The organism is Sphingobacterium sp. UBA7249, assembly GCF_002472835.1.
Taxonomy (GTDB): domain Bacteria; phylum Bacteroidota; class Bacteroidia; order Sphingobacteriales; family Sphingobacteriaceae; genus Sphingobacterium; species Sphingobacterium prati.
In genome coordinates, this window is record NZ_DKST01000017.1 from 39,400 (window position 1) to 59,737 (window position 20,338).

18 protein-coding genes are annotated in these 20,338 nt (G+C 39.4%); 8 read left to right on the top strand and 10 right to left on the bottom strand.

The window, feature by feature from the left end:
- Nucleotides 1-40: 40 nt before the first annotated feature.
- A complete protein-coding gene (locus B4A24_RS14005) occupies nucleotides 41-1,228 on the top strand; it encodes an aspartate aminotransferase family protein (RefSeq protein WP_293945757.1) in 1,188 nt (395 codons plus the stop codon).
- Nucleotides 1,229-1,263: 35 nt separating this feature from the next.
- Nucleotides 1,264-2,025 (top strand): SGNH/GDSL hydrolase family protein, encoded by a 762-nt coding sequence (locus B4A24_RS14010; RefSeq protein ID WP_293945758.1) that lies wholly within the window; start codon nucleotides 1,264-1,266, stop codon nucleotides 2,023-2,025.
- Nucleotides 2,026-2,088: 63 nt separating this feature from the next.
- Here B4A24_RS14010 and B4A24_RS14015 read toward each other — a convergent pair whose 3' ends face one another.
- The 5 genes from B4A24_RS14015 to thrA all read right to left on the bottom strand — a co-directional run bounded on the left by B4A24_RS14015 (nucleotide 2,089) and on the right by thrA (nucleotide 9,713).
- Nucleotides 2,089-3,285 (bottom strand): MFS transporter, encoded by a 1,197-nt coding sequence (locus B4A24_RS14015; protein WP_312400231.1) that lies wholly within the window; start codon nucleotides 3,283-3,285, stop codon nucleotides 2,089-2,091.
- 60 nt (nucleotides 3,286-3,345) lie between these two features.
- Nucleotides 3,346-4,533, bottom strand: a complete 1,188-nt coding sequence (locus B4A24_RS14020; protein WP_293945760.1) for a class I SAM-dependent rRNA methyltransferase — start codon at nucleotides 4,531-4,533, stop codon at nucleotides 3,346-3,348.
- 269 nt (nucleotides 4,534-4,802) lie between these two features.
- On the bottom strand, nucleotides 4,803-6,110 hold the full coding sequence (thrC, locus tag B4A24_RS14025) for a threonine synthase (protein WP_293945762.1): 1,308 nt from the start codon (nucleotides 6,108-6,110) through the stop codon (nucleotides 4,803-4,805).
- A 129-nt stretch (nucleotides 6,111-6,239) separates the two neighbouring features.
- Nucleotides 6,240-7,178, bottom strand: a complete 939-nt coding sequence (locus tag B4A24_RS14030) for a homoserine kinase (RefSeq protein WP_293945834.1) — start codon at nucleotides 7,176-7,178, stop codon at nucleotides 6,240-6,242.
- Nucleotides 7,179-7,265: 87 nt separating this feature from the next.
- Entirely contained in the window at nucleotides 7,266-9,713 is a 2,448-nt protein-coding gene (gene thrA, locus B4A24_RS14035; RefSeq protein ID WP_293945764.1) for a bifunctional aspartate kinase/homoserine dehydrogenase I, read from the bottom strand.
- A 528-nt stretch (nucleotides 9,714-10,241) separates the two neighbouring features.
- Between thrA and B4A24_RS14040 the strand changes: the two genes are divergently transcribed.
- Together B4A24_RS14040 and B4A24_RS14045 are read left to right on the top strand one after the other, a co-directional pair.
- Nucleotides 10,242-10,823 (top strand): C40 family peptidase, encoded by a 582-nt coding sequence (locus B4A24_RS14040; protein WP_172396555.1) that lies wholly within the window; start codon nucleotides 10,242-10,244, stop codon nucleotides 10,821-10,823.
- 104 nt (nucleotides 10,824-10,927) lie between these two features.
- A complete protein-coding gene (locus tag B4A24_RS14045; protein ID WP_172396554.1) occupies nucleotides 10,928-11,440 on the top strand; it encodes a phosphoribosyltransferase family protein in 513 nt (170 codons plus the stop codon).
- A gap of 8 nt (nucleotides 11,441-11,448) precedes the next feature.
- On the opposite strand, the gene B4A24_RS14050 is transcribed toward B4A24_RS14045, so the two are convergent.
- The 5 genes from B4A24_RS14050 to B4A24_RS14070 form a co-directional block, all read right to left on the bottom strand.
- Nucleotides 11,449-12,915, bottom strand: coding sequence for a LysM peptidoglycan-binding domain-containing protein (locus tag B4A24_RS14050; RefSeq protein ID WP_293945769.1), 1,467 nt, complete (start codon nucleotides 12,913-12,915; stop codon nucleotides 11,449-11,451).
- A gap of 182 nt (nucleotides 12,916-13,097) precedes the next feature.
- Complete coding sequence (gene tatA / locus B4A24_RS14055) at nucleotides 13,098-13,298, bottom strand: twin-arginine translocase TatA/TatE family subunit (protein WP_108636737.1); 201 nt, start codon at nucleotides 13,296-13,298, stop codon at nucleotides 13,098-13,100.
- 93 nt (nucleotides 13,299-13,391) lie between these two features.
- On the bottom strand, nucleotides 13,392-14,702 hold the full coding sequence (locus B4A24_RS14060; protein ID WP_172396552.1) for a murein hydrolase activator EnvC family protein: 1,311 nt from the start codon (nucleotides 14,700-14,702) through the stop codon (nucleotides 13,392-13,394).
- Nucleotides 14,703-14,810: 108 nt separating this feature from the next.
- Complete coding sequence (locus tag B4A24_RS14065) at nucleotides 14,811-15,614, bottom strand: DUF4292 domain-containing protein (RefSeq protein ID WP_293945772.1); 804 nt, start codon at nucleotides 15,612-15,614, stop codon at nucleotides 14,811-14,813.
- A complete protein-coding gene (locus tag B4A24_RS14070) occupies nucleotides 15,604-17,325 on the bottom strand; it encodes a hypothetical protein (RefSeq protein ID WP_293945773.1) in 1,722 nt (573 codons plus the stop codon). The genes B4A24_RS14065 and B4A24_RS14070 overlap by 11 nt, the downstream gene beginning before the upstream one ends.
- A gap of 234 nt (nucleotides 17,326-17,559) precedes the next feature.
- Here B4A24_RS14070 and rplM point away from each other — a divergent pair, with 234 nt between their 5' ends.
- From rplM to tsf, 4 genes are all read left to right on the top strand, one after another.
- Nucleotides 17,560-18,003 (top strand): 50S ribosomal protein L13, encoded by a 444-nt coding sequence (rplM, locus tag B4A24_RS14075; RefSeq protein ID WP_077437655.1) that lies wholly within the window; start codon nucleotides 17,560-17,562, stop codon nucleotides 18,001-18,003.
- Nucleotides 18,004-18,014: 11 nt separating this feature from the next.
- Nucleotides 18,015-18,401 (top strand): 30S ribosomal protein S9, encoded by a 387-nt coding sequence (rpsI, locus tag B4A24_RS14080; RefSeq protein WP_172396549.1) that lies wholly within the window; start codon nucleotides 18,015-18,017, stop codon nucleotides 18,399-18,401.
- 18 nt (nucleotides 18,402-18,419) lie between these two features.
- Nucleotides 18,420-19,217: a 30S ribosomal protein S2 gene (gene rpsB / locus B4A24_RS14085; RefSeq protein WP_104385702.1), complete on the top strand. Its 798-nt coding sequence runs from the start codon at nucleotides 18,420-18,422 to the stop codon at nucleotides 19,215-19,217.
- 197 nt (nucleotides 19,218-19,414) lie between these two features.
- Nucleotides 19,415-20,251, top strand: a complete 837-nt coding sequence (tsf, locus tag B4A24_RS14090) for a translation elongation factor Ts (protein WP_293945777.1) — start codon at nucleotides 19,415-19,417, stop codon at nucleotides 20,249-20,251.
- Nucleotides 20,252-20,338 lie beyond the last annotated feature (87 nt).

Genomic DNA, 20,338 nt, shown 5'->3' on the forward strand with positions numbered 1-20,338 from the left:
CTTGAAGACTTCTTTTTTATTTTCGGACATTTGTAAAATCATGTTAAGCAATAGAGAATTATTTTTAATGAACACCGCCCAAACCTCTAGCTCGCCTAGGTTGGTTGAAGTGGTTAAGGCCGAAGGTGTATACCTATATGGACCTAACGGAGAAGAATATATGGATCTTGTCTCCGGATTTAATGTGAGTAACATCGGTCATCGTCACCCAAAAGTACTTGAAGCAATAAAGGCCCAGCTCGATCAGTATCTACATGTCACCGTCTACGGTGAATTTGTACAAGCTCCCCAAGTTCAATTTGCCACAGAATTATTGGCAGAATTGCCTTCAAATTTCCAATCGGTATACTTGACCAACAGTGGAACAGAAGCTGTAGAAGGTGCTATGAAAATTGCTAAGAAGTACACCGGAAGAAAGCAAATTATCGCAGCCAAAAAGGCGTATCATGGAAGTACCCAAGGGGCACTCAGCCTTATTGGAAATGATGAATATCGCAAAGCCTATGCGCCGCTTCTTCCAGACATAGACTTTATTTCTTTTAACGATCCTAAAGACTTAACAAAAATCACAGATAATACGGCTGCAGTGATTCTGGAAGCTATTCAAGGAGAAGCAGGAGTCAGGGTTCCTGATGTCGCCTATATGCGGGCCGTAAGAAAGCGTTGTGATGAAACAGGTACACTGCTCATTTTCGATGAAATCCAAACAGGTTTTGGTCGTACAGGAAAACTATTTGCCTTTGAGCATTTTGGTATTGTGCCTGATGTCCTTATGTTGGCCAAAGGCATCGGAGGGGGTATGCCATTGGGTGCCTTCGTGGCTGCCAAAGAAGTGATGGACGTCATTAAAGACAATCCGATGTTGGGTCATATCACCACATTCGGTGGGCATCCTGTGAGTTGTGCTGCCGCCCGTGCATCGCTTGCAGTGATCAAATCGGAAAAACTCGTTGAACAGGTGGCACATAAAGCCGATCTATTTCGTAAAAAACTTAACCATCCGGCAATTAAAGAAATCCGGGGCTTAGGGTTGATGATGTGTCTACAATTGGACAGCTTTGAGCAGGTTTATAATGTCAGTAAATACTGTGCAGAACATGGAGTGATGATTGACTGGTACCTACATTGTGAAACAGCACTTCGCGTAGCTCCGCCACTGACCATTACTGAAGCTGAAATAGAAAAATCCTGTAACATCATTATAAAAGGTTTGGAAAAGTATGCTTAAAGTATGTAACTTTAATACGTAACAAAAACCTAATAATGAGCACAAACCGTAGATCATTTATCAAAAAAAGTATTATTGGCGCCGGTCTTTTGACTGGAGCCAATTTATTGGGCAACGACGTTTATGCCGGCGAAGACAACTTTAAATCTTCAAAAATAAGTTTGAATGACGGAGATGTCATTCTATTTCAGGGTGACTCAATCACGGATGTAGGCCGGGATCGAAACAACAGAAACGCCAATGATACAAACGCATTAGGCCGAGGGTATGCCTTACTGGCCGCCAGCCAACTATTGAATAAGTATGCCGCAAAGAATCTGAAAATTTACAATACTGGAATCAGCGGCAACCGTGTTCCCGACCTTCAACAACGTTGGACAGCGGATACTTTGGCAATCAAACCAACCGTTTTGAGTATCTTGATCGGTGTAAATGATTTTTGGCGAACCATCGATCGTGGCGCCAAAACAACTGTTGAAGAATATAAATCCCAATACCAACAATTGTTGCAGGAGACCTTGCAGAAACTTCCGAATGTTAAACTGATTATTGGAGAACCTTTCGCCGTAAAAGGTGTCGGCCATATCACGGATGCTTGGTATCCCAAGTTTTTAGCTTACCAGGAGACTGCTCGGGATATTGCAAAAGAATTTAATGCGATACTTCTTCCCTATCAGAAAATCTTTGACAATGCACAAAAGACAGCTCCGGGAGCTTACTGGGCAGCGGACGGTGTACACCCCACGCTTGCTGGAGCGCAGATGATGGCAACAGCCTGGATGGACTGCATCAAATAATATAAACAAAGAAGGACGGATATTTTGACAACATCCGCCCTTCTTTGTTGAATAAATCTTAACCTAAATCTCTTTATAAGGGGTCTTTTGTAAGTCTGGAAGAAAATAAGCTACCACCCCAATTAAGGGCAAATAAGAACATAGATGGTAAATGAATTCAATGGACGTGTGATCCGCCTGCCATCCCAGAACGGCCGATCCTATTCCGCCCATTCCAAATGCAAAACCGTAAAATAATCCCGAGACCATCCCTAATTTTTTAGGTAGTAATTCCTGCGCATATACAATAATGGCAGGAAAGGCCGAAGATAATATCAATCCAATAATGACGATCAGTATTCCAGTCATGGTAAGCCCCACATAAGGCAAGGCCAATGCGAATGGAGCCACTCCTAAAACAGAAAACCAAATTACGTATTTCCGACCAAAACGATCTCCAAAAGCGCCTCCCAATAACGTACCTACGGCGACAGCAATCAGAAAATAAAACAGATACACCTGTGCTTCCACTTCGTTGATCCCAAATTTTTTCATGGTGTAAAATTGAAAATAATTAGTAATACTAGCGATATAGAAATACTTTGACACAATCAATAACAATAGAATGATAACTGTTGCTACAATACGTGAATTGGGAAGATCCGGCACACGAATAACCTTTTTTGTCGCTCTTGAAACATTTGCAAGTCGACGTTTATACCAAGTTCCGATATAATAAGAAATACACTGGCCAACAATTGTAAACAAGCACATCCAGGCAATTGCTTGCTGCCCTCGAGGTAAAACCAAAAACGCAACTATAATAGGTGCCAAAGCAGTACCTGCATTTCCACCGATCTGAAATATAGACTGGGCCATACTCCTTCTACCACCTGAAGCCATGTAAGCTACACGCGAAGATTCAGGATGGAAAATTGAGGAACCAATACCAACAAGAAAAACGGAGAACAATATCCATGCATAAGTATGTGCTTGAGAAAACAACAACATACCCACAAGCGAAAATGACATCCCGATAATCTGTGAATATGGAACAGGATGCTTGTCTGTAAATGAACCTACAACGGGCTGAAAAATAGAAGCCGCAATCTGGTATACCAATGTAATCATCCCTACCTGAGAAAAGCTCAGGTGATGTTCTTCTTTTAATAAAGGGTAAGTGGCAGGAATTACAGCCTGAATAAGATCATTCAGCAGGTGCACCATACTCACGGCAAACAAAATAGAAAAAATAGGTCTAGTTTCTTTTTCTTTGATCATGATCTCGCTTTAAATTAAAAAGGTCGATTTATTCAAATCAACCTATATATCTGCATTTATTTATAATACACGTACCAACAATCCTTTGAGGTATTCCCCTTCTGGAAAGGAGGCCCTAACAGGATGATCTTCGGGTTGATGGAATTGCCGAATAAACTGTATCTCTTTACCCGCGTCCAATGCGGCCCAGGCAAGTACTTGTTTAAAGGTGTCCATATCCATCGCTCCGGAACAAGAGAATGTCGCCAATAACCCACCGCTATTCAACAGCATTAAACCTCGACGATTCAAATCTTTATAAGCCCGTGATGCTCTTTCCAAAGCTGAACGGGAAGGTGCATACTTTGGTGGATCCAGGACGATCAAATCGAATTTTTCACCCTCATCTATAAACTTACGCAATTGCTTATTGACGTCAGACAATATTGCTTTATGCCGACTTGGCTCAAATCCGTTTTCGGCTACATTTTTTTCAAGAGTTTCAATCGCCAATGCCGAACTATCGACGGATACAACTTCACTTGCTCCAGCTTTCAAGCTGTTCAACGTAAATCCACCAGAATAGCAGAAACAATCCAATACTCGTCTACCCGCAACATATTGCGCGGTCAATAACCTGTTTTCCCGCTGATCACAGTAAAATCCTGACTTTTGTCCGTCAATAATATTTACCTTATAATGAAGGCCATTTTCAATAACGTCTACAAATTCAGGCGGCAACTCTCCAGACAAAAGACCATTTGTATCAGGCAAGCCTTCATGTTCCCGGGACTTTAGATCACTCCGCTCGTAGATACCTGTAGGATCGAGCAGGGTATTTAATTCCGCGATAATAATGTCTTTAACCTTTTCTACCCCTACCGAATGAACCTGAATGGAGATAAAATCAGCATACTTATCAACGATTAATCCAGGCAGAAAATCTGCTTCTGCAAAAATGAGACGAACCGTATTCGTCATACCATCTTGGAGCAAATGTTGCCTCGCAGCCACCGATTTTTGAATACGGATACGCCACCAATCCGTGTCAATGTGAGCTTGTGGATTCCATTCCAATAAACGAATGGCTACCCGGGAACTATTGTGAAATAATCCATATGCGATAAACTCTCGCTCGGCATTGAATACGCCAACAACTTCGCCATCTTCTATCTTATCGGACAATGATTTAATTGCTCCAGAAAATACCCAAGGATGCAATTGCCAGGCAGCTTTATCCTTACCCTTATTCAAATAAACTGATTTCATTACTGCAAAATTAACTTATTAATTGTAAAATTTTGATTCTTTATTTGCAATAAAAAAAATACTGAAAGAAATATTCTCGTACATTTACAAAATGAATTTAAAACATCTTTTATTAACTACAGTAATTATTACTACTACATTTTCTTGCAAAAAATCAGATCCTGAACCCGCAATTAAAAATGAGGAAGATAAAGACATTACTCGAATTAAAGAATTATATAGATAACTATATTGGTATAAAAAAGGGCTCCTAATGGAGCCCTCCGCGTTTAGTTATGGTTGATTAGATATCTTTTGAACGCTTCGAAGTCTACCTCCAAAGGTTCCGCTAGTTTTTCTTTTCCTTGCAATGTTTCTGCGCCATCTGGAAGCGCAATTTCCTTGAACACTTCAGGATCAATTGCATCCGGGAATTTGCAGGGATGTGCCGTAGATAAGAAAACCGAAGCGTAATGACCTGGATTTTCTTTAGCATAAGCTTTCGCACCAAGCCACGCAATCGCCGTATGTGGACAGGCAATGTAATTTGATTCCTGAACGAGCTTATTCATTCCCTCTTTCGTTTCTTCGTCTGTAAAGGTATAAGAGGAAAGCATAGCCTTTAATTCCGCCATATTACCTGCAAACAGGTCTTGAATACGTACCCAGTTGCTTGGGTTACCCACATCCATGGCATTGCTCAATGTCTGGATAGAAGGTTTAGGTTCGTATTGTCCTGAAACAAGAAATCTCGGTACGGTATCGTTGACATTCGTCGCTGCCACAAAATGTTTGACAGGAAGCCCCATTTTATAGGCGAGCAAACCTGCACCAATATTCCCAAAATTACCACTTGGTACGGTAAACACGACTTCATTGATGCCTTGTGATTTCAGTTGGGCATAGGCATAAAAGTAATAAAAAGTTTGCGGGATCAATCGGGCAATATTGATTGAATTGGCAGATGTCAATCGCAAGGTTTGATTGAGTGCTTCATCATTAAAAGCCTGTTTCACGAGCGCCTGACAATCATCAAATGTACCATTGACTTCAAGAGCACGTATATTTTGGCCGTTCGTGGTTAACTGTAGCTCTTGTACTTCCGAAACTTTACCTTTGGGATATAATATGGTCACGCGAGTCCCCTCTACTCCCAAGAAACCTAATGCTACAGCTCCTCCAGTATCGCCAGAAGTTGCGACGAGTACATCCAGCAATTTATCATCTGCTTTAGAAAAGTATCCCATGATACGGCTCATAAATCGAGCTCCAAAATCCTTAAAAGCATAAGAAGGTCCGTGAAATAGCTCCAATACAGCCGTACTATCGGTCAGGAATTTGACGGGTGCTTCAAAATTAATCGCTTCATCGACGATTTTCTTTAAATCCGGCTTAGGAATATCATTATCCAAAATTGTCGAGGCTACCTCCAACGCAATTTCCTGCAAAGAATATTGTTGGATATTTTTGATAAATAAAGGATCCAGTTGCGGGATTTGTTCAGGCATATATAATCCTTTATCTGCTGGCAGCGAATTAAATACGGCATCTTTGAAAGACACAGCTAATGCTTTATTATTTGTACTGTAAAATTTCATCTTTTAATACATATTTTAATTTACATCTATTCTGAATCATCTAAAAGGTGCACGATGTGCGCTTTCTACAACAAAGTAAGATGTGCTTTATACCACGCTCAATTACATATCCGTGGTATAGTAAAAATTTTAATTTAATACCTTTGGCCCCTCAAGATTTACCTTTGAAACATAACCGAAGCTCTCTATTTCGTTTTCTTTAAGGTGTGCCTGAATTTTGTCTGCAATATTTTTTGCGACCTGCTCATCCCGTGTTATTGCAACGACCGAGGGACCTGAACCTGAAATACCGAAGCTCAGGGCGCCATGCTGTAGGGCAATTTCCTTCATTTCATAAAACTGCGGAATCAATATTGCTCGCGTAGGCTCTATAAGGATGTCCTTCATGCTCCGGGAAATCAGATCATAATCTTCTTTAAATAAAGCTGCTACCAATCCGGCAATATTGCCCCATTGCGTCACAGCATCTTTTAATAAGACTTTATCTTTGATTAATTGCCGTGCATCACGTGTGGGGACATCGACCTGTGGAAACACCACTGCTGCCACTAATTCCTTCGGTGAAGGAATAGAAATAACATCCAGAGGCTCATTGCCTCTAATCAAGGTGATCCCACCATATAGTGCTGGCGCAACATTGTCAGCATGTCCAGTACCACAGGCCAAGCGTTCTCCTTCGACACAGAACGGCAATAATTCTTCCTTTGTTAATGGATCGCCCAGCATAACATTAATCGCAAAAAGGCCAGCCACGGTGCTCGCTGCGCTAGATCCTAGACCTGACCCAATTGGCATGTGCTTATGCAATTCAATTTCAACGCCGACCTTAGACGCAATGTTTAGTGCTTGCAATAGATACTGAACACAAGCGGATACGGTATTTTTACTCGGATCGAGCGGGAGCCTACCATCATCTCCTGTGATTTCCTTTATAGTCACCCCGGGTTGCTGCTTGCGTCGCATGATAACTTCATCCCCCGGCTGCTCTAGCGCAAAGCCCAGTATATCAAAACCACAGATCATATTCGCTACTGTCGCAGGAGCAAACACGCGAACTTCTGGCAACATCTTGTCTAAATCGACGACCTTACCCTTTAGATATTCAACATTTAAATTATTGGCCATTACTTCAATCGTTATTTCCTTCAAAATAGTTTATGCACCTACGTTAACCAAATCTGCAAAGACTCCCGCCGCAGTTACTTCTGCTCCTGCTCCAGGCCCTTTTACCACCAAAGGACGGTCTTTATATCGTTCTGTTGTAAATGAAATAATATTATCGCTACCGGATAATGCGTAAAAAGGATGGTTTTCATCTACAAATTGAATGGCGATAGAAACCTTTCCATTTTCTAGCTTTCCAATATAGCGGATTGCCTTTTTTTCACGGACAGCTCTTGCTTTCATATCTTCAAAATAGGCATTCTCTTTTTGGAGCTCCGCATAGAAGGAATCTACAGTATCGGCCTTCAGACAAGCTTCTGGAAGAATTGGCCCTAGATCCACATCTTCCGCTTCCACGGCATAACCAGCGTCTCGCGCTAAAATCAACATCTTACGCATAAAGTCAATTCCACCCAAATCATCCCTTGGATCAGGCTCGGTATAGCCCAGTTCCTGCGCCTTCTTTACCACATTGAAAAAAGAAACGTCATCTTTAAAATTGTTGAAGATGTAAGAAATAGTCCCCGAAAGAATAGCTTCGATCTTTAAGATTCGATCACCACTGAGCATCAAATCTTTAAGAACTCTGACAATAGGCAGTCCAGCACCAACATTCGTTTCATAGAAAAAATCCACTCCATGTTTATGTGCGGTATCACGAAGTGTCTTGTACTGTGCATACTTTCCGGAATTCGCGATTTTATTGCAGGTTACAATGGAGATATTGGATTTAAAAATATCCTCATAATATGTCGCAGGTAATTTGCTCGCAGTATTATCAATAAACACACAGTTGGGTAGGTTAAGCGCCTTCATCTTTTCAATAAATAAAGCTAGATCAGCCTCAGAACCATTTTCCTCGAGCTCGGCAGACCAATTATTTAGCTCCACACCTTCGGTATTGAAAAGCATCTTACGGCTATTGGAAATTCCGACTACTTTGATCTCGATATCATTTTTATCAAGCAGAAAGTCATGTTGCTCTTCCAATTGTTTAAATAGCGTCGCGCCAATATTACCTGTACCGATGTTAAACACATGCAATGTTTTTTTCAACTCTGCAAAAAAAGCATCATGAACAGCGTTGAGTGCTTTCGCCAAATCTTCTTTACCTATAATAACAGAGATATTGTATTCAGATGAGCCTTGCGCAATCGCGCGCACGTTGATACCATTCCGCCCAAGGGCAGCAAATAATCTTCCGGACATCCCCGGCGTCCGTTTCATATTTTCACCCACAATAGCTAATACCGATAGGTTTTCCTCAATAGCGGGAATGACCAACTTATTTGCCTGGATTTCCAGTTCGAATTCAATTTCAATCAACTGTATTGCGCGCTTCGCATCCGAGGGATTAACCGCAAAGGTGATGCTATGTTCCGAAGAAGACTGCGTGATCAATATAACATTAATTTGTTCTCTCGCCAACAAGGTAAAAAGTCGTCCGCTAAACCCTGATTTGCCGATCATGCCCGATCCGCTCAGATTAATTACAGAAATGTCCGAGATCGAGGAAATCCCTTTGATTGGTAACGCTGTCTTTCCACTGTCAAATTGGATTACTGTGCCTGAGAAATCCGGTTCAAAAGTATTCCGGATAACGATGGGGATTTTTTTCAAAAATGCGGGGATCATAGTAGGCGGATAGATTACTTTAGCTCCAAAATAAGATAGCTCCATTGCTTCAGTATAGGAAAGCACTGGGAGTGAAAAAGCTTTTTTCACAATCCGGGGATCAGCAGTCAGCATTCCATTAACGTCAGTCCAGATTTCAATCGCTGTGGCATCAAGGATAGAGCCAAAGATTGCTGCGGTATAATCCGATCCGCCACGCCCTAAAGTGGTAATACGACCATGCTCATTGCTGCCGATAAAACCGGTCACAAACAGAAGTTTGTCGCCGTGACTAATATACAATGATTTCACAAGCTGCTCCGTCAAGGACTCATTTAGATGCGCATTACCAAAGTTGGAATCGGTCTTTACATAATGTGAGGCGTCTATAAATAGAGACTCCGGTATGTACTGTTCCATTACTTTAGAAACCATATAATTAGAGCATCGCTCACCATAACTCAGAATCAAGTCCTTACTTTGATTACTTAGCTCCTTCAGTGCAAAAATTCCTTGGAGAAGATCTTCGATCTCATTGAAAAATAATTTAAGCTTGGTAAAGACCGGATTTTGGAACTTAACCGCCAAGAGTTCTTTCACAACTGAAAAATGCTTATCTTCCAATGATTTAAGCCCTTCGGAAAAAGACTTACCTTCTGCAGCATCTTCCGCCAACTGGGTTAGTAAATTTGTGACACCTGACATGGCGGATAACACCACCAGGGGCTTTTCCTTCGCATCGTAGGATTTCTTAACAATACTTAAGACTCCTTTGAGACTTTCTACTGTTCCGACTGAAGTTCCTCCAAATTTTAAAACTTTCATACTGATTTATACTGTTTGTTTAGTTTGATTTATGTGATAAAAAAGAAGCGCTTTCCTTTTTGAGGAAAGCGCTTCGAATATTATGTCTACAATTATATACAATGAAACTACTTCCTCCTAAGTTTTATCCCGGTGGTAATAATAATCGTTGTAATAATTGTGTTTGTCTTCATTGTTTTTACTTATGTGTTGTAAATATAGAACTAATATTATCACATTCCTAAAGAAAATTAATATTTTTTTTCAGTTTCACAAAAACTAACCTAAAACAGTGGTATTATAACATAAGCCCATTATTTTATTCGCTTGGGAATACTCAACCTGTTGTAGTAAAAGCTCGACATACTTATTAAATTTCAATAGATCCAAAAAGTGTTAAGAAAGATGTTAAAATTGTTAAAATTGTGTTAAATCGCCTAAAAAAAATTTGACCTTAAACTGATATTGTATTATATTCGCAACAGTGCTGTCCAAAATAGATGACAGTACTGAATTTAAAAGTTAAATGTTGTACAAAAAAGCGATTTAATGAAAACAAAGAAATTTATAGCGTCAATGCTATTTATCGGCTTATGTCTAGTGTCGCAGGCACAAACCAACAGAAACTCCAAACCAGAATCAGATCCTGATAACCTCGCCAAAGAATACTTTTCACAAATCATGGGTGTTGCCGTCTCAGCAACAACGAATACAAAGCTTTATCAATTTGTCTATGAATGGCTAGGTACTCCATACCGTTTGGGCGGGGATTCAAAACGAGGCATTGATTGTTCTAAATTTTCTTACGAATTATATGACAAAGTTTTTAATACGTCATTAGGTTACAACAGCCGTAATCAATATTCACAAGTAAAGACAGTGCAAAAGAACGAATTGAAAGCAGGAGATTTGGTTTTCTTCAAAATTAGAAGTAGAAGCATTACCCATGTAGGTGTTTATATTGGTGATAATAAATTTGCTCATGCGTCATCTAGCAAGGGCGTTATGATCAGCAACTTGGACGAACCCTATTGGAGACGTTATTATTATAATGGTGGTCGCTTACCAGAAGACAATAAAACGCTTACTGCCGAAATATTAAAAGCAGAAAAAGATAACAAACTGAACTAAGGTTCATTTATTGACATAAAAAAGTCCAAAGCTTTAACTTGCTTTGGACTTTTTTTATACAATTTATTATCCTATTTTTACCCTATAATCATTGAAATGCTATTATGTCTTCAAAGAAAACACTCATCTTAAATAAAGAACAAATAAAACAGAAGTCTATCCGTATTGCCTATCAAATTTTAGAAGACAATTTTGAAGATGAAACACTTGTTTTAGTTGGGATTGCCGATCGGGGTTATGTATTTGCGCAACGCCTTCAAACAATATTAAAGGAGATTTCAGACAAAGAAATTCTTTTGATTAAAGTTACCATGAAGAAAACAAGCCGCTCATTGAGTGCGGGCACAGACTTACCCGTTGACATTGCAAAAGACAGAACAATCATCCTAGTTGATGATGTATTAAATAGTGGTAGGGCACTGGCCTACGGTTTGGGTGTATTCCTGAATGTTCCATTGAAAAAGATGAGAACAGCCGTTCTGATCGATAGGAGCCATCACAAGTTCCCAATCTTTAGTGACTATTATGGTACTAAATTGTCCACTATCCTAAAAGAACATGTCACCGTTACGCTAGAAGAATTTGATAATGAAGAAGATGCGGCCTGGTTAGTATAACCATGCTGCTACTTCTTTGACATCTTCAGTTTCATTCCGGGTTTGATTCGACTCCCATTTAAATCATTATCTCTTTTTAAACGGCTAACAGATACGCCATTTTTATTGGCAATCTGAGATAGGGTATCCCCCCTTTTAACGACATAATACGCCGTACGGGAAGAAGTACGTTGTTGACTTTTCTTAACCGATTTTTCAGCGTTATGCGCTAATTTTGCATTCACAAAATTATCTTCTTTCTTGATCAATAAAGTTTGTCCCGGTACAATTTGATTTCCGCGAAGACTATTCCATGATTTTATATCCTGAACAGTAACCTCAAATTTTTCGGCTATTGAGGCGAATGTCTCCCCCACTTTCACTTTGTATTTTCCGCCTTTCAAAAGCGCTGCAGGTTCGTTAATAGCAGTGACACTCATACCTGAAGTAGGTACTGGCGTATTAAGTGCAGCATAAAGCTCTTCTGTCGCTATTTTCTTGTCGAAGACAGGCAGCACTAACCTTAACGGACTTTCTTCTCTACCATTTAAAATATTTTTTTTAAAGCTAGGGTTTAGCGCTCTGAGGGTTTCTTTGGATATATCTAACGCATCTGCGATCTGGCTTAACGAAATTCGTTTGCTGATGTCTAAGACTTGAATTCGTGGGGGAAACTCTGTCTCAGCAGCCGTAATATTATTTTCCTCAGCATATTTCATCGCATAGGTCATGGCAATGAATTTTGGGATGTAGTTTTGTGTTTGTTGGGTCAAATAAGGGGCAATATCCCAAAACGTAGGCTTCTCTTTCCCTGATCGTTGAATCGCCCGTCCTACAGCTCCTCTTCCACCATTATAGGAAGCAATTGCTAAAAGCCAATCACCATACTCCTCATAAGCTTCCTTCAGGATTTTAGCTATGGCATAGCTGGAAGCAATCGGATCCATCCGCTGGTCTGTATAGCTATCTACAGTCAAATTGTAGGTCTTCGCCTCATAATACATCAACTGCCATAGTCCTGTAGCGCCTGCACTTGAAATATCCCGCGGATTTAGAGAAGATTCAACTACACTTAAATATTTCAATTCGCGAGGTACACCAACTTCATCTAGAATTCGATCAAACATTGGAAAGTAATATTGTCCAAGTCCCATCATTCTACACATATAAGAATTATAATTATCAGAGGTGTATTTGGATATCAGCTCTTTTATCCGAGGAGAATAATTTAATGGTACTTCGCGTTCAATTGCTTTGAGTTTTCGAACAAGTTGTATCTCTTCGTCAGTAATCGTTAAATCATCTTGTCGATTATTTCCTAAAGATTTGACGCTATCTAAGTATTGGTAAATCTCCTGTTTTTCTTTTTCAATCCGTTCTTGGATTATGTGATGAGTGGCTTCTTTCATGCCATCTACAGCGCTTTCTTGAGCCATGAGTGGCAGCGTAGAACACAGCCCTCCTAGTATTGAAATTAACGTCTGTTTTCCGATCATAAATTTACTGTTAAATCCAGGTCTGATTCTCTTCTTGAAAAATCAACAATAATCTAAACGCTTAGAAATGGATTTTAGTATAAAAATGGTTTTGGGTCCATTCAGCTATAGGCCCAAAATAAAACAAAATACGATTTCGTTCATCACAAAATCGTATGTATGTTATATGGGAATATTTTCCCTTATTTCGTATTATCTTCTACTTCAGATTTTTTTTCGGGTGAAGATTCATCTTTTTGGCCTTCTTTGAATTCCTTCACTCCCTTACCCAATCCGCGCATCAATTCAGGAATCTTCTTGCCACCAAACAATAGTAACAATATTACTACAATGATGATTAACTCCTGCCCCCCGATTCCCATGATTAATAATGATGTTGACATAACTATAATTTCTTGTTTTTCAATTCTTTTAAACTAAATCTTTTCTCTCTCCTTACAAATGTAATGATAATTATTAAATATAGTAATTATTTCTTATCTCGCCAACCAGGACATCGGATTCAACGGAGTTGATCCCTGATAAACCGAGAAGTCGACCATAGGTACACCTGTATCTGAATCCACATCCGCGGTACCAATCGTTTGACCGGTACTGACCTTCTGTCCCTTAGAAACACTAACACTACCTAAGTTATTATATACCGTAAAATACTCACCGTGTTTAATCATCACGATACGTTGTCCATACATTGTCAGAACACTACTTACCTCACCTGCGAAAACTGCTTTAACAGCGGCGCCGCTGGAGGTTTGTATTTTCACAGATTCGTGATCCCAGTTCACATTTCTACCGACACTTTCCCCACCAAATCCTTGCATAACTTTCGCATTGGAAACCGGCCATGGTAAGCTACCACGATTGGATCTAAAATCATTGGAAAGTTTGATTGCTTCCGGTGTACTGCGCAAAACCTCAGAATCTGATTTACGAACGGTGCTACCCTTAGTACTCGTATTGCCTTTACCTTTGGGAGCATTTGCCGACTCATTAGCTTTCCGATTACGCTCAGCAGCGGCCTCAGCAGCACGACGGGCAGCTTCTGCACGTCTTCTTTCAGCTTCAATCTCTCTTCTGATAATTTCTTTGATCGCTGCATTGATACGACGCTCTTCTTTTTGCTTCTGCGTGATGTCTTTCTTTACACCACGTTCTGTAACAATAAGTTCGCTCAATTGTCCGGAATAAACAGAGCGTTGTTGAGCGATTGTTCGCTTCTCATTTTCTTGCTCTTTCATTAGTGCCACCTGTTTATTTCGATCGGCCTTCAATTGCGCGATTTTTTGTTCGATCTGTTTCTTTGTATTCTCAATATCAGCAGCCTTTAATTTTCTAGAATCATTAAATTGTTGCAAATATTTTACCCGTCTAAATCCTTGGTTAAAATCCTTGGAAGCAAAAATAAACATCAGTTTATTGTAAGCATTTCGGTTACGAAAAGCAAACATGACCATTTTTTCATAATCACGTTTCATTTTTTCCAATTCTGCTTTCAATTTATTGACAGCAGCAGTATTCGCATTAATGTGCCTGTTGATTACGGCTACTTCAGAAGTAATTGTATTTATCTTTTGTTCACGTAAGTTGATTTGCTTACTCAACGCTGTCACCTGTTGTTGTGTCAACGATTTTTCCTTGGCAATTTCCTTAACAGTTTTCTGCAATTCAGCAATTTCACGATTGAGTTTCTCCCGTTGCTTTTCCAGCTCAGCTCTTGTCTGTGCCGCAGAAATACCAATCATCAAGATGAATGCTATTATACCAAATATCGTTTTCTTAAAGTTCATTTACAGTACTATTTATTTCGTGTTTGCTCCTTCCCCAACCCCATTACATTCATCCACAATAGCAAACTAAATGCGAAAGTAATAAATCTAACGGAAATAGATCACTTCTTATCGGATTACTTTATATCGCGATGATACTGAAAACGGCATTTCAACAGGTTCATTAAACGTAACCTTATTAAAATTAATCTCTGTTTTTATCTCTTGCCGTCCGTCGGAAATAATCATTTTTAGCAGCATCGGAAATTCCTGCCCAGAAGCTATTGCATATTCTCCATAATTTGCTTCGAGCAACTGTTTCTTCGACAACTGTGAAAGCCGAAACTGATAAGGTCTATTGTTATTGTTCAATTTATATAAAAAACTAAGCTCATTCAATTTTCCATCCAATTGTACAGAATTTGGATCCTGCTGGAAATTCACCGCATCTATATCCGACAAAAGATTAACGGATAGATTAGCCAATAGTAAATCCTGCAGATTAGAGAAAGTAAGATCTGGGCTTGCAAATCGATAGAGATAATCAAATGATTTGACCATATACTCGCTCTGCAGCTTATTCAGGATTTGTACGCTATCTGGTGTAATTAAAACCCGAGCGACTTCAATCCCGAGCGTTGCTGAGATAGAAATCCAGATTTTTTTATCTTTTTCAATGCGGATATTAGAGGTAACATCAAAGTTGTCTTTCCCAAGATCAAGACGCATCTTTGCCTTCCCCGAAAATGTCGAGTAATTTAGATTGGTCAAAAAGAGGTTACGTAGTGTCGTCTTCTTCGCTTCACGCGTATTGTCTTTGACGACCAATTCATTTTCTGATTTGAGATCTGCTCCTTTCAGCAGTTTCTTTTTTGAGCTACAGGAAGAAAGCAAAAACGCCAGAACACCTATCCAAACAATTTTATTCCACATAACTTTTAGTCTCAATCTTCTTTTTTAGTTTCTGTTTACTTTCGTCAGAATCCATCCCTTTTTCCAATGCCAGATTCCATTGTCTGACAGCTTCAGTAGTCTTGCCCAACTTCATCAGAATATCGCCATAATGCTCAAGTAATACTGCTGTCTGTGGATTTGTGTTTTTCAGGGCCTTTTCGATCCAGATTAACGCATCCTTGTATTTACCATCAGCAAATAAGACCCAGGCATACGTATCTTCAAACGTACCGTTGCTGGGTTGCAATGTTGTAGCCATAGCAGCATACTTTGTCGCCTCATCAAGTCGTTCCTTTCTTAACGATAAATAGTACGCTAAATTGTTCATGGCAGTCACATTTGTACTATCCAATCGAATCGCCTCCATATAAGCTGCGTCCGACTCTTTATACATTTTCAATGTATTGTAGATATCGCCCAGTCCACCATAAATATTGGCTTGCAAAAAAGGTGTTTCATCCTGCGCATTATTTAATGCAGCTTCCATAAACTTACGACTATTCTCTGTATCTTTTTTCATCAGATAAGCCATACTGGTGAAATAAAGTATGGTCGAATTATTGGCCACATAATGTAAGGCCTCGGCGCCATGGGCTATGGCTTGATCAAATTCCCCTTTATCCATATCCAAGCTCATCAACATCCGCCAAGCGTCGATCTGATAGGGATTCATGCTCACAGCAACAGCCAACGAACTTTGCGCCGCCGTCTTATCTTCGTTGAGCCACAACACCTGTCCTTTGGCCATGTGGCTTTCGGCAATTCGTGGATGGACCTCAACTAAGATATTAGCCAACTCCAAAAGCTGCGCATTTGTGTAGGGGCTTTTAGGCCCCAACAAAGTCATGATGATTCTATTTTTATCACCAAAATCTATCTTTTTGGATTGAAATCCTTTTTTTAAGGCATCAAACGATAATTTGATCTTTTTATCAAAGCGGTACAGATCTGCTAAATCAAAATAAAGAAAATCTTCTTGTGAAGTTTGAATTCCTTTATTGATATACTCCAAGGCAAGTTTTGAGTTTTTGGAAAGGTTATAAGCCTGTGCCAATTGCCCATACACTTGAGCCAATTTGGTCCCATTGTCTGCCCAAGGTTTCAAGAGGTCGATTACTGCCTTATGATTACCGGCATCGTTCAACAGCACGCTACCCACCATATCCAATGTATCGGAAGCAGATTCAATCTCCTTTGTTTTATAAAAATACTCCAACGCACCGTCCTTATGACCTCCGTTAAAAAGTAACATAATTCGTTCACGCTTTAATGAAGCTGTATTATTATCATCTAAATCAATCAATTTATCTAAATAAATCAAAGCACTATCTGCATCGTTTTTGCTTTTGAACGCATCGACGGCAAAGCTTAGGTACTCAGGTTTCGGATCAATTTCCAAAGCCGCTTTTATAGCTTCTATCGCAGCATTTTGATTTCTCATTTGGGCAAAAAGGATAGCCTTTGTAAAATAGATATCATCCGCTTGAGGGTAATCTGCAAGTATGGCATCTAAAGAATCTACACCGGGACCAATCTTGCCCTGTTTCAGTATTTCTTGTACATTTTTGAGTCGCGCATCATAAGGTCTACTCTTCTTTTCCAATGATTGGGCCTGCAAGAGGCTAAGAGTAGTAAGGAATAAACCAACAAAAATTAAAACAACTCGTTTATCTAAAAAATTCAATCTCATCTACTTCCGCTAAATAATTAAAAATTCTCCTTGCAATATACTAACTAATGTAACAATATTCATTCGAGTAAGTTGTAAAAATATTGAGATTGGTCCAGTCTATCGGAAACTTAGCTCGTTTTCAATAAAATAAGCAAAATAGATTTTAAAATATAGAATAATAGATGTACCTTTGCAGACCCTTGTGATAAGGGGAAGAAATAAAATTTTAACAAATTATTTAAACAAAAGCAAGTGAATACGTTAAGTTACAAAACTGTCTCTGCCAACAAGAACACCGTTAACAAAGAGTGGATCGTTGTTGACGCTGAAGGAGAGATTTTGGGGCGTTTGGCGAGCAATATCGCGAAAGTAATTCGTGGTAAGCACAAGCCTACATTCACCCCACACGTAGACTGTGGAGATAACGTTATTGTTATCAATGCAGACAAAATTAGATTGACAGGAAACAAATTAGGCGACAAAGTTTACGTACGCTACACTGGATATCCAGGTGGTCAACGTTTCGTTTCCCCTAAAGAGTTAATGGCTAAATTCCCTGAACGCATCATTGAGAAAGCTGTTCGTGGTATGCTTCCTAAAAACCGTTTAGGTCGTCAATTGTTTAAGAACCTTTACGTTTATGCTGGTACTGAGCACAAGCATGAAGCACAAAATCCAAAACCAGTTAAATTTTAAGGAGAATCGACATGTCAACAACTAACACTTCAGGAAGAAGAAAAACTGCTGTTGCCCGCATTTACTTAACTGCTGGTAGCGGAAACATTGTTATAAACGGTAAAGACTACAAAGAGTATTTCCCAACATTACCTTTGCAATACATCGCTACACAATCATTAAGCGTAGCTGGTGAATTAGCAAACTTTGATGTAAAAGTAAACGTTAACGGAGGTGGTATTAAAGGTCAAGCAGAAGCTGTTCGCTTAGCGATCTCAAAAGCTTTGATTGAGCTTAACCCAGAAGTTAAACCTGCATTACGCGCTAAAGGTTTAGTAACACGTGATGACCGTATGGTTGAGCGTAAGAAACCAGGACGTCGTAAAGCTCGTAGAAGATTCCAATTCAGTAAACGTTAATCAAAGGAGGATCAAAAAATGGCAAGAACTACTTATCAAGATTTATTGGATGCAGGTGTGCACTTTGGTCACCTTACACGTAAATGGGATCCGAAAATGGCTAAGTACATTTTCATGGAGCGCAACGGTATCCACATCATTGACTTGAACAAAACTCTTACGAAATTAGAAGAGGCTGCTTCAGCTATCAAACAAATCGTAAAATCAGGTCGTAAAGTTTTATTCGTAGCAACGAAAAAACAAGCTAAAGAAATCATCGCACAGCAAGCTAAAGAGGTTAATATGCCTTTCGTTACTGAGCGTTGGTTAGGTGGTATGCTTACTAACTTCGCTACAGTTCGTAAGTCTATCAAAAAAATGTCTAACATCGACAAAATGCAAAAAGACGGTACTTACGATGTATTGTCTAAGAAAGAAAAGTTGATGATTCAACGTGAGCGTATCAAATTAGAAAACCTTTTAGGAGGTATTGCTGATTTGAATCGTTTACCAGCTGCTTTATTTATCATCGATGTGAAAAAAGAACACATCGCTGTTTCTGAAGCAATGAAATTGAACATCCCTACTTTCGCGATGGTAGATACAAACTCTGATCCTTCAAACATTGATTTCCCAATCCCTGCGAATGATGACGCTAGTAAATCTATTAGCTTAATCGCAAGCATCATTGGTCAAGCAATCCAAGAAGGTTTGGACGAGCGCAAACGCGACAAAGAAGAAGAAGCTGAAAAAGATGCTGCTGCTGCTAAAGCAAAGGTTGACAATAGTGAAGCTTCAGAAGCTAAACGTCCTCGCAAAGCGAAAGACGGAGAATAATATTTTTATTCCAAACCGGATAGCGTAGCGTTAGTTTCTGGAAAAGATTACTTTTCTTGAACTAGCCTATCTGTCCGGTTTTTTGGTTTAACAACACTTGATGATCAAGGAATGTTAAACTTCATATTAGCTTAACATGCTTTAAGTTAATATTGTATAATATTTCAGTAGTAAACAATAATAAAAAGAAATAAAACATGTCAGTACAAATTTCTGCATCAGATGTAAACAAATTGCGTCAACAAACTGGCGCTGGTATGATGGATTGTAAAAAAGCTTTGGTTGAGTCTAATGGTGACTTTGAAGCTGCTGTAGATTACTTGCGCAAAAAAGGTGCTAAAGTAGCTGCTAGCCGTCAAGATCGCGACTCTAACGAAGGCGTTATCATCGCTAAAGCAACTGCTGATGGTAAATCAGGTATCGTAGTTGAAGTAAACTGTGAAACTGACTTCGTAGCTAAAAACTCAGATTTCGTAGCTTTCGCAGAAAAAATCGCAGACCTAGCATTGAACAACAAACCAGCTTCTTTAGAAGAATTAAAAGGTTTGGACCTTGATGGCAAGAAAATCGCTGATGCTTTGATCGAGCAAACTGGTGTAATCGGAGAGAAAATTGACGTTTCTAAATACGAAACAATCTCTGCTGAGAAAGTAATCGCTTATATCCACGGTAACTACCGTTTAGGTGTATTGGTAGGTCTTTCTGCTGATGCAGCTGGTGCTGAAGAAGCTGGTAAAGACGTTGCAATGCAAATCGCAGCGATGAACCCTATCGCAATCGATAAAGATGGTGTTGATCAAAACACGATCGAGCGTGAAATTGCCATCGCAAAAGAGCAAATCATTGCTGAAGGCAAACCAGCGGATATGGCTGAGAAAATCGCTCAAGGTAAATTGAACAAATTCTTCAAAGATACTACGTTATTGAACCAAGAATTTGTAAAAGATTCCTCAAAAAATATCGCTCAATTCTTAGATTCAGTTTCTAAAGGATTAACAGTAACTGCTTTCAAACGCGTACAATTAGGCGCATAAGCATATTTCCCTTCTAGCCATAGATCGGAAAAATAAAACAGGGACTTTTGTAAAAATAGTCCCTGTTTTTTTATTTATATGCGGTCA

Bases quoted from the DNA above. Each gene is read 5' to 3' on its own strand.
- B4A24_RS14005 (WP_293945757.1), top strand. From the start codon at position 41: ATGTTAAGCAATAGAGAATTATTTTTAATGAACACCGCCCAAACCTCT.
- B4A24_RS14010 (WP_293945758.1), top strand. From the start codon at position 1,264: ATGAGCACAAACCGTAGATCATTTATCAAAAAAAGTATTATTGGCGCC.
- B4A24_RS14015 (WP_312400231.1), bottom strand. From the start codon at position 3,285: ATGATCAAAGAAAAAGAAACTAGACCTATTTTTTCTATTTTGTTTGCC.
- B4A24_RS14020 (WP_293945760.1), bottom strand. From the start codon at position 4,533: ATGAAATCAGTTTATTTGAATAAGGGTAAGGATAAAGCTGCCTGGCAA.
- thrC (WP_293945762.1), bottom strand. From the start codon at position 6,110: ATGAAATTTTACAGTACAAATAATAAAGCATTAGCTGTGTCTTTCAAA.
- B4A24_RS14030 (WP_293945834.1), bottom strand. From the start codon at position 7,178: ATGTTGCCAGAAGTTCGCGTGTTTGCTCCTGCGACAGTAGCGAATATG.
- thrA (WP_293945764.1), bottom strand. From the start codon at position 9,713: ATGAAAGTTTTAAAATTTGGAGGAACTTCAGTCGGAACAGTAGAAAGT.
- B4A24_RS14040 (WP_172396555.1), top strand. From the start codon at position 10,242: ATGAAAACAAAGAAATTTATAGCGTCAATGCTATTTATCGGCTTATGT.
- B4A24_RS14045 (WP_172396554.1), top strand. From the start codon at position 10,928: ATGTCTTCAAAGAAAACACTCATCTTAAATAAAGAACAAATAAAACAG.
- B4A24_RS14050 (WP_293945769.1), bottom strand. From the start codon at position 12,915: ATGATCGGAAAACAGACGTTAATTTCAATACTAGGAGGGCTGTGTTCT.
- tatA (WP_108636737.1), bottom strand. From the start codon at position 13,298: ATGTCAACATCATTATTAATCATGGGAATCGGGGGGCAGGAGTTAATC.
- B4A24_RS14060 (WP_172396552.1), bottom strand. From the start codon at position 14,702: ATGAACTTTAAGAAAACGATATTTGGTATAATAGCATTCATCTTGATG.
- B4A24_RS14065 (WP_293945772.1), bottom strand. From the start codon at position 15,614: ATGTGGAATAAAATTGTTTGGATAGGTGTTCTGGCGTTTTTGCTTTCT.
- B4A24_RS14070 (WP_293945773.1), bottom strand. From the start codon at position 17,325: ATGAGATTGAATTTTTTAGATAAACGAGTTGTTTTAATTTTTGTTGGT.
- rpsI (WP_172396549.1), top strand. From the start codon at position 18,015: ATGTCAACAACTAACACTTCAGGAAGAAGAAAAACTGCTGTTGCCCGC.
- rpsB (WP_104385702.1), top strand. From the start codon at position 18,420: ATGGCAAGAACTACTTATCAAGATTTATTGGATGCAGGTGTGCACTTT.
- tsf (WP_293945777.1), top strand. From the start codon at position 19,415: ATGTCAGTACAAATTTCTGCATCAGATGTAAACAAATTGCGTCAACAA.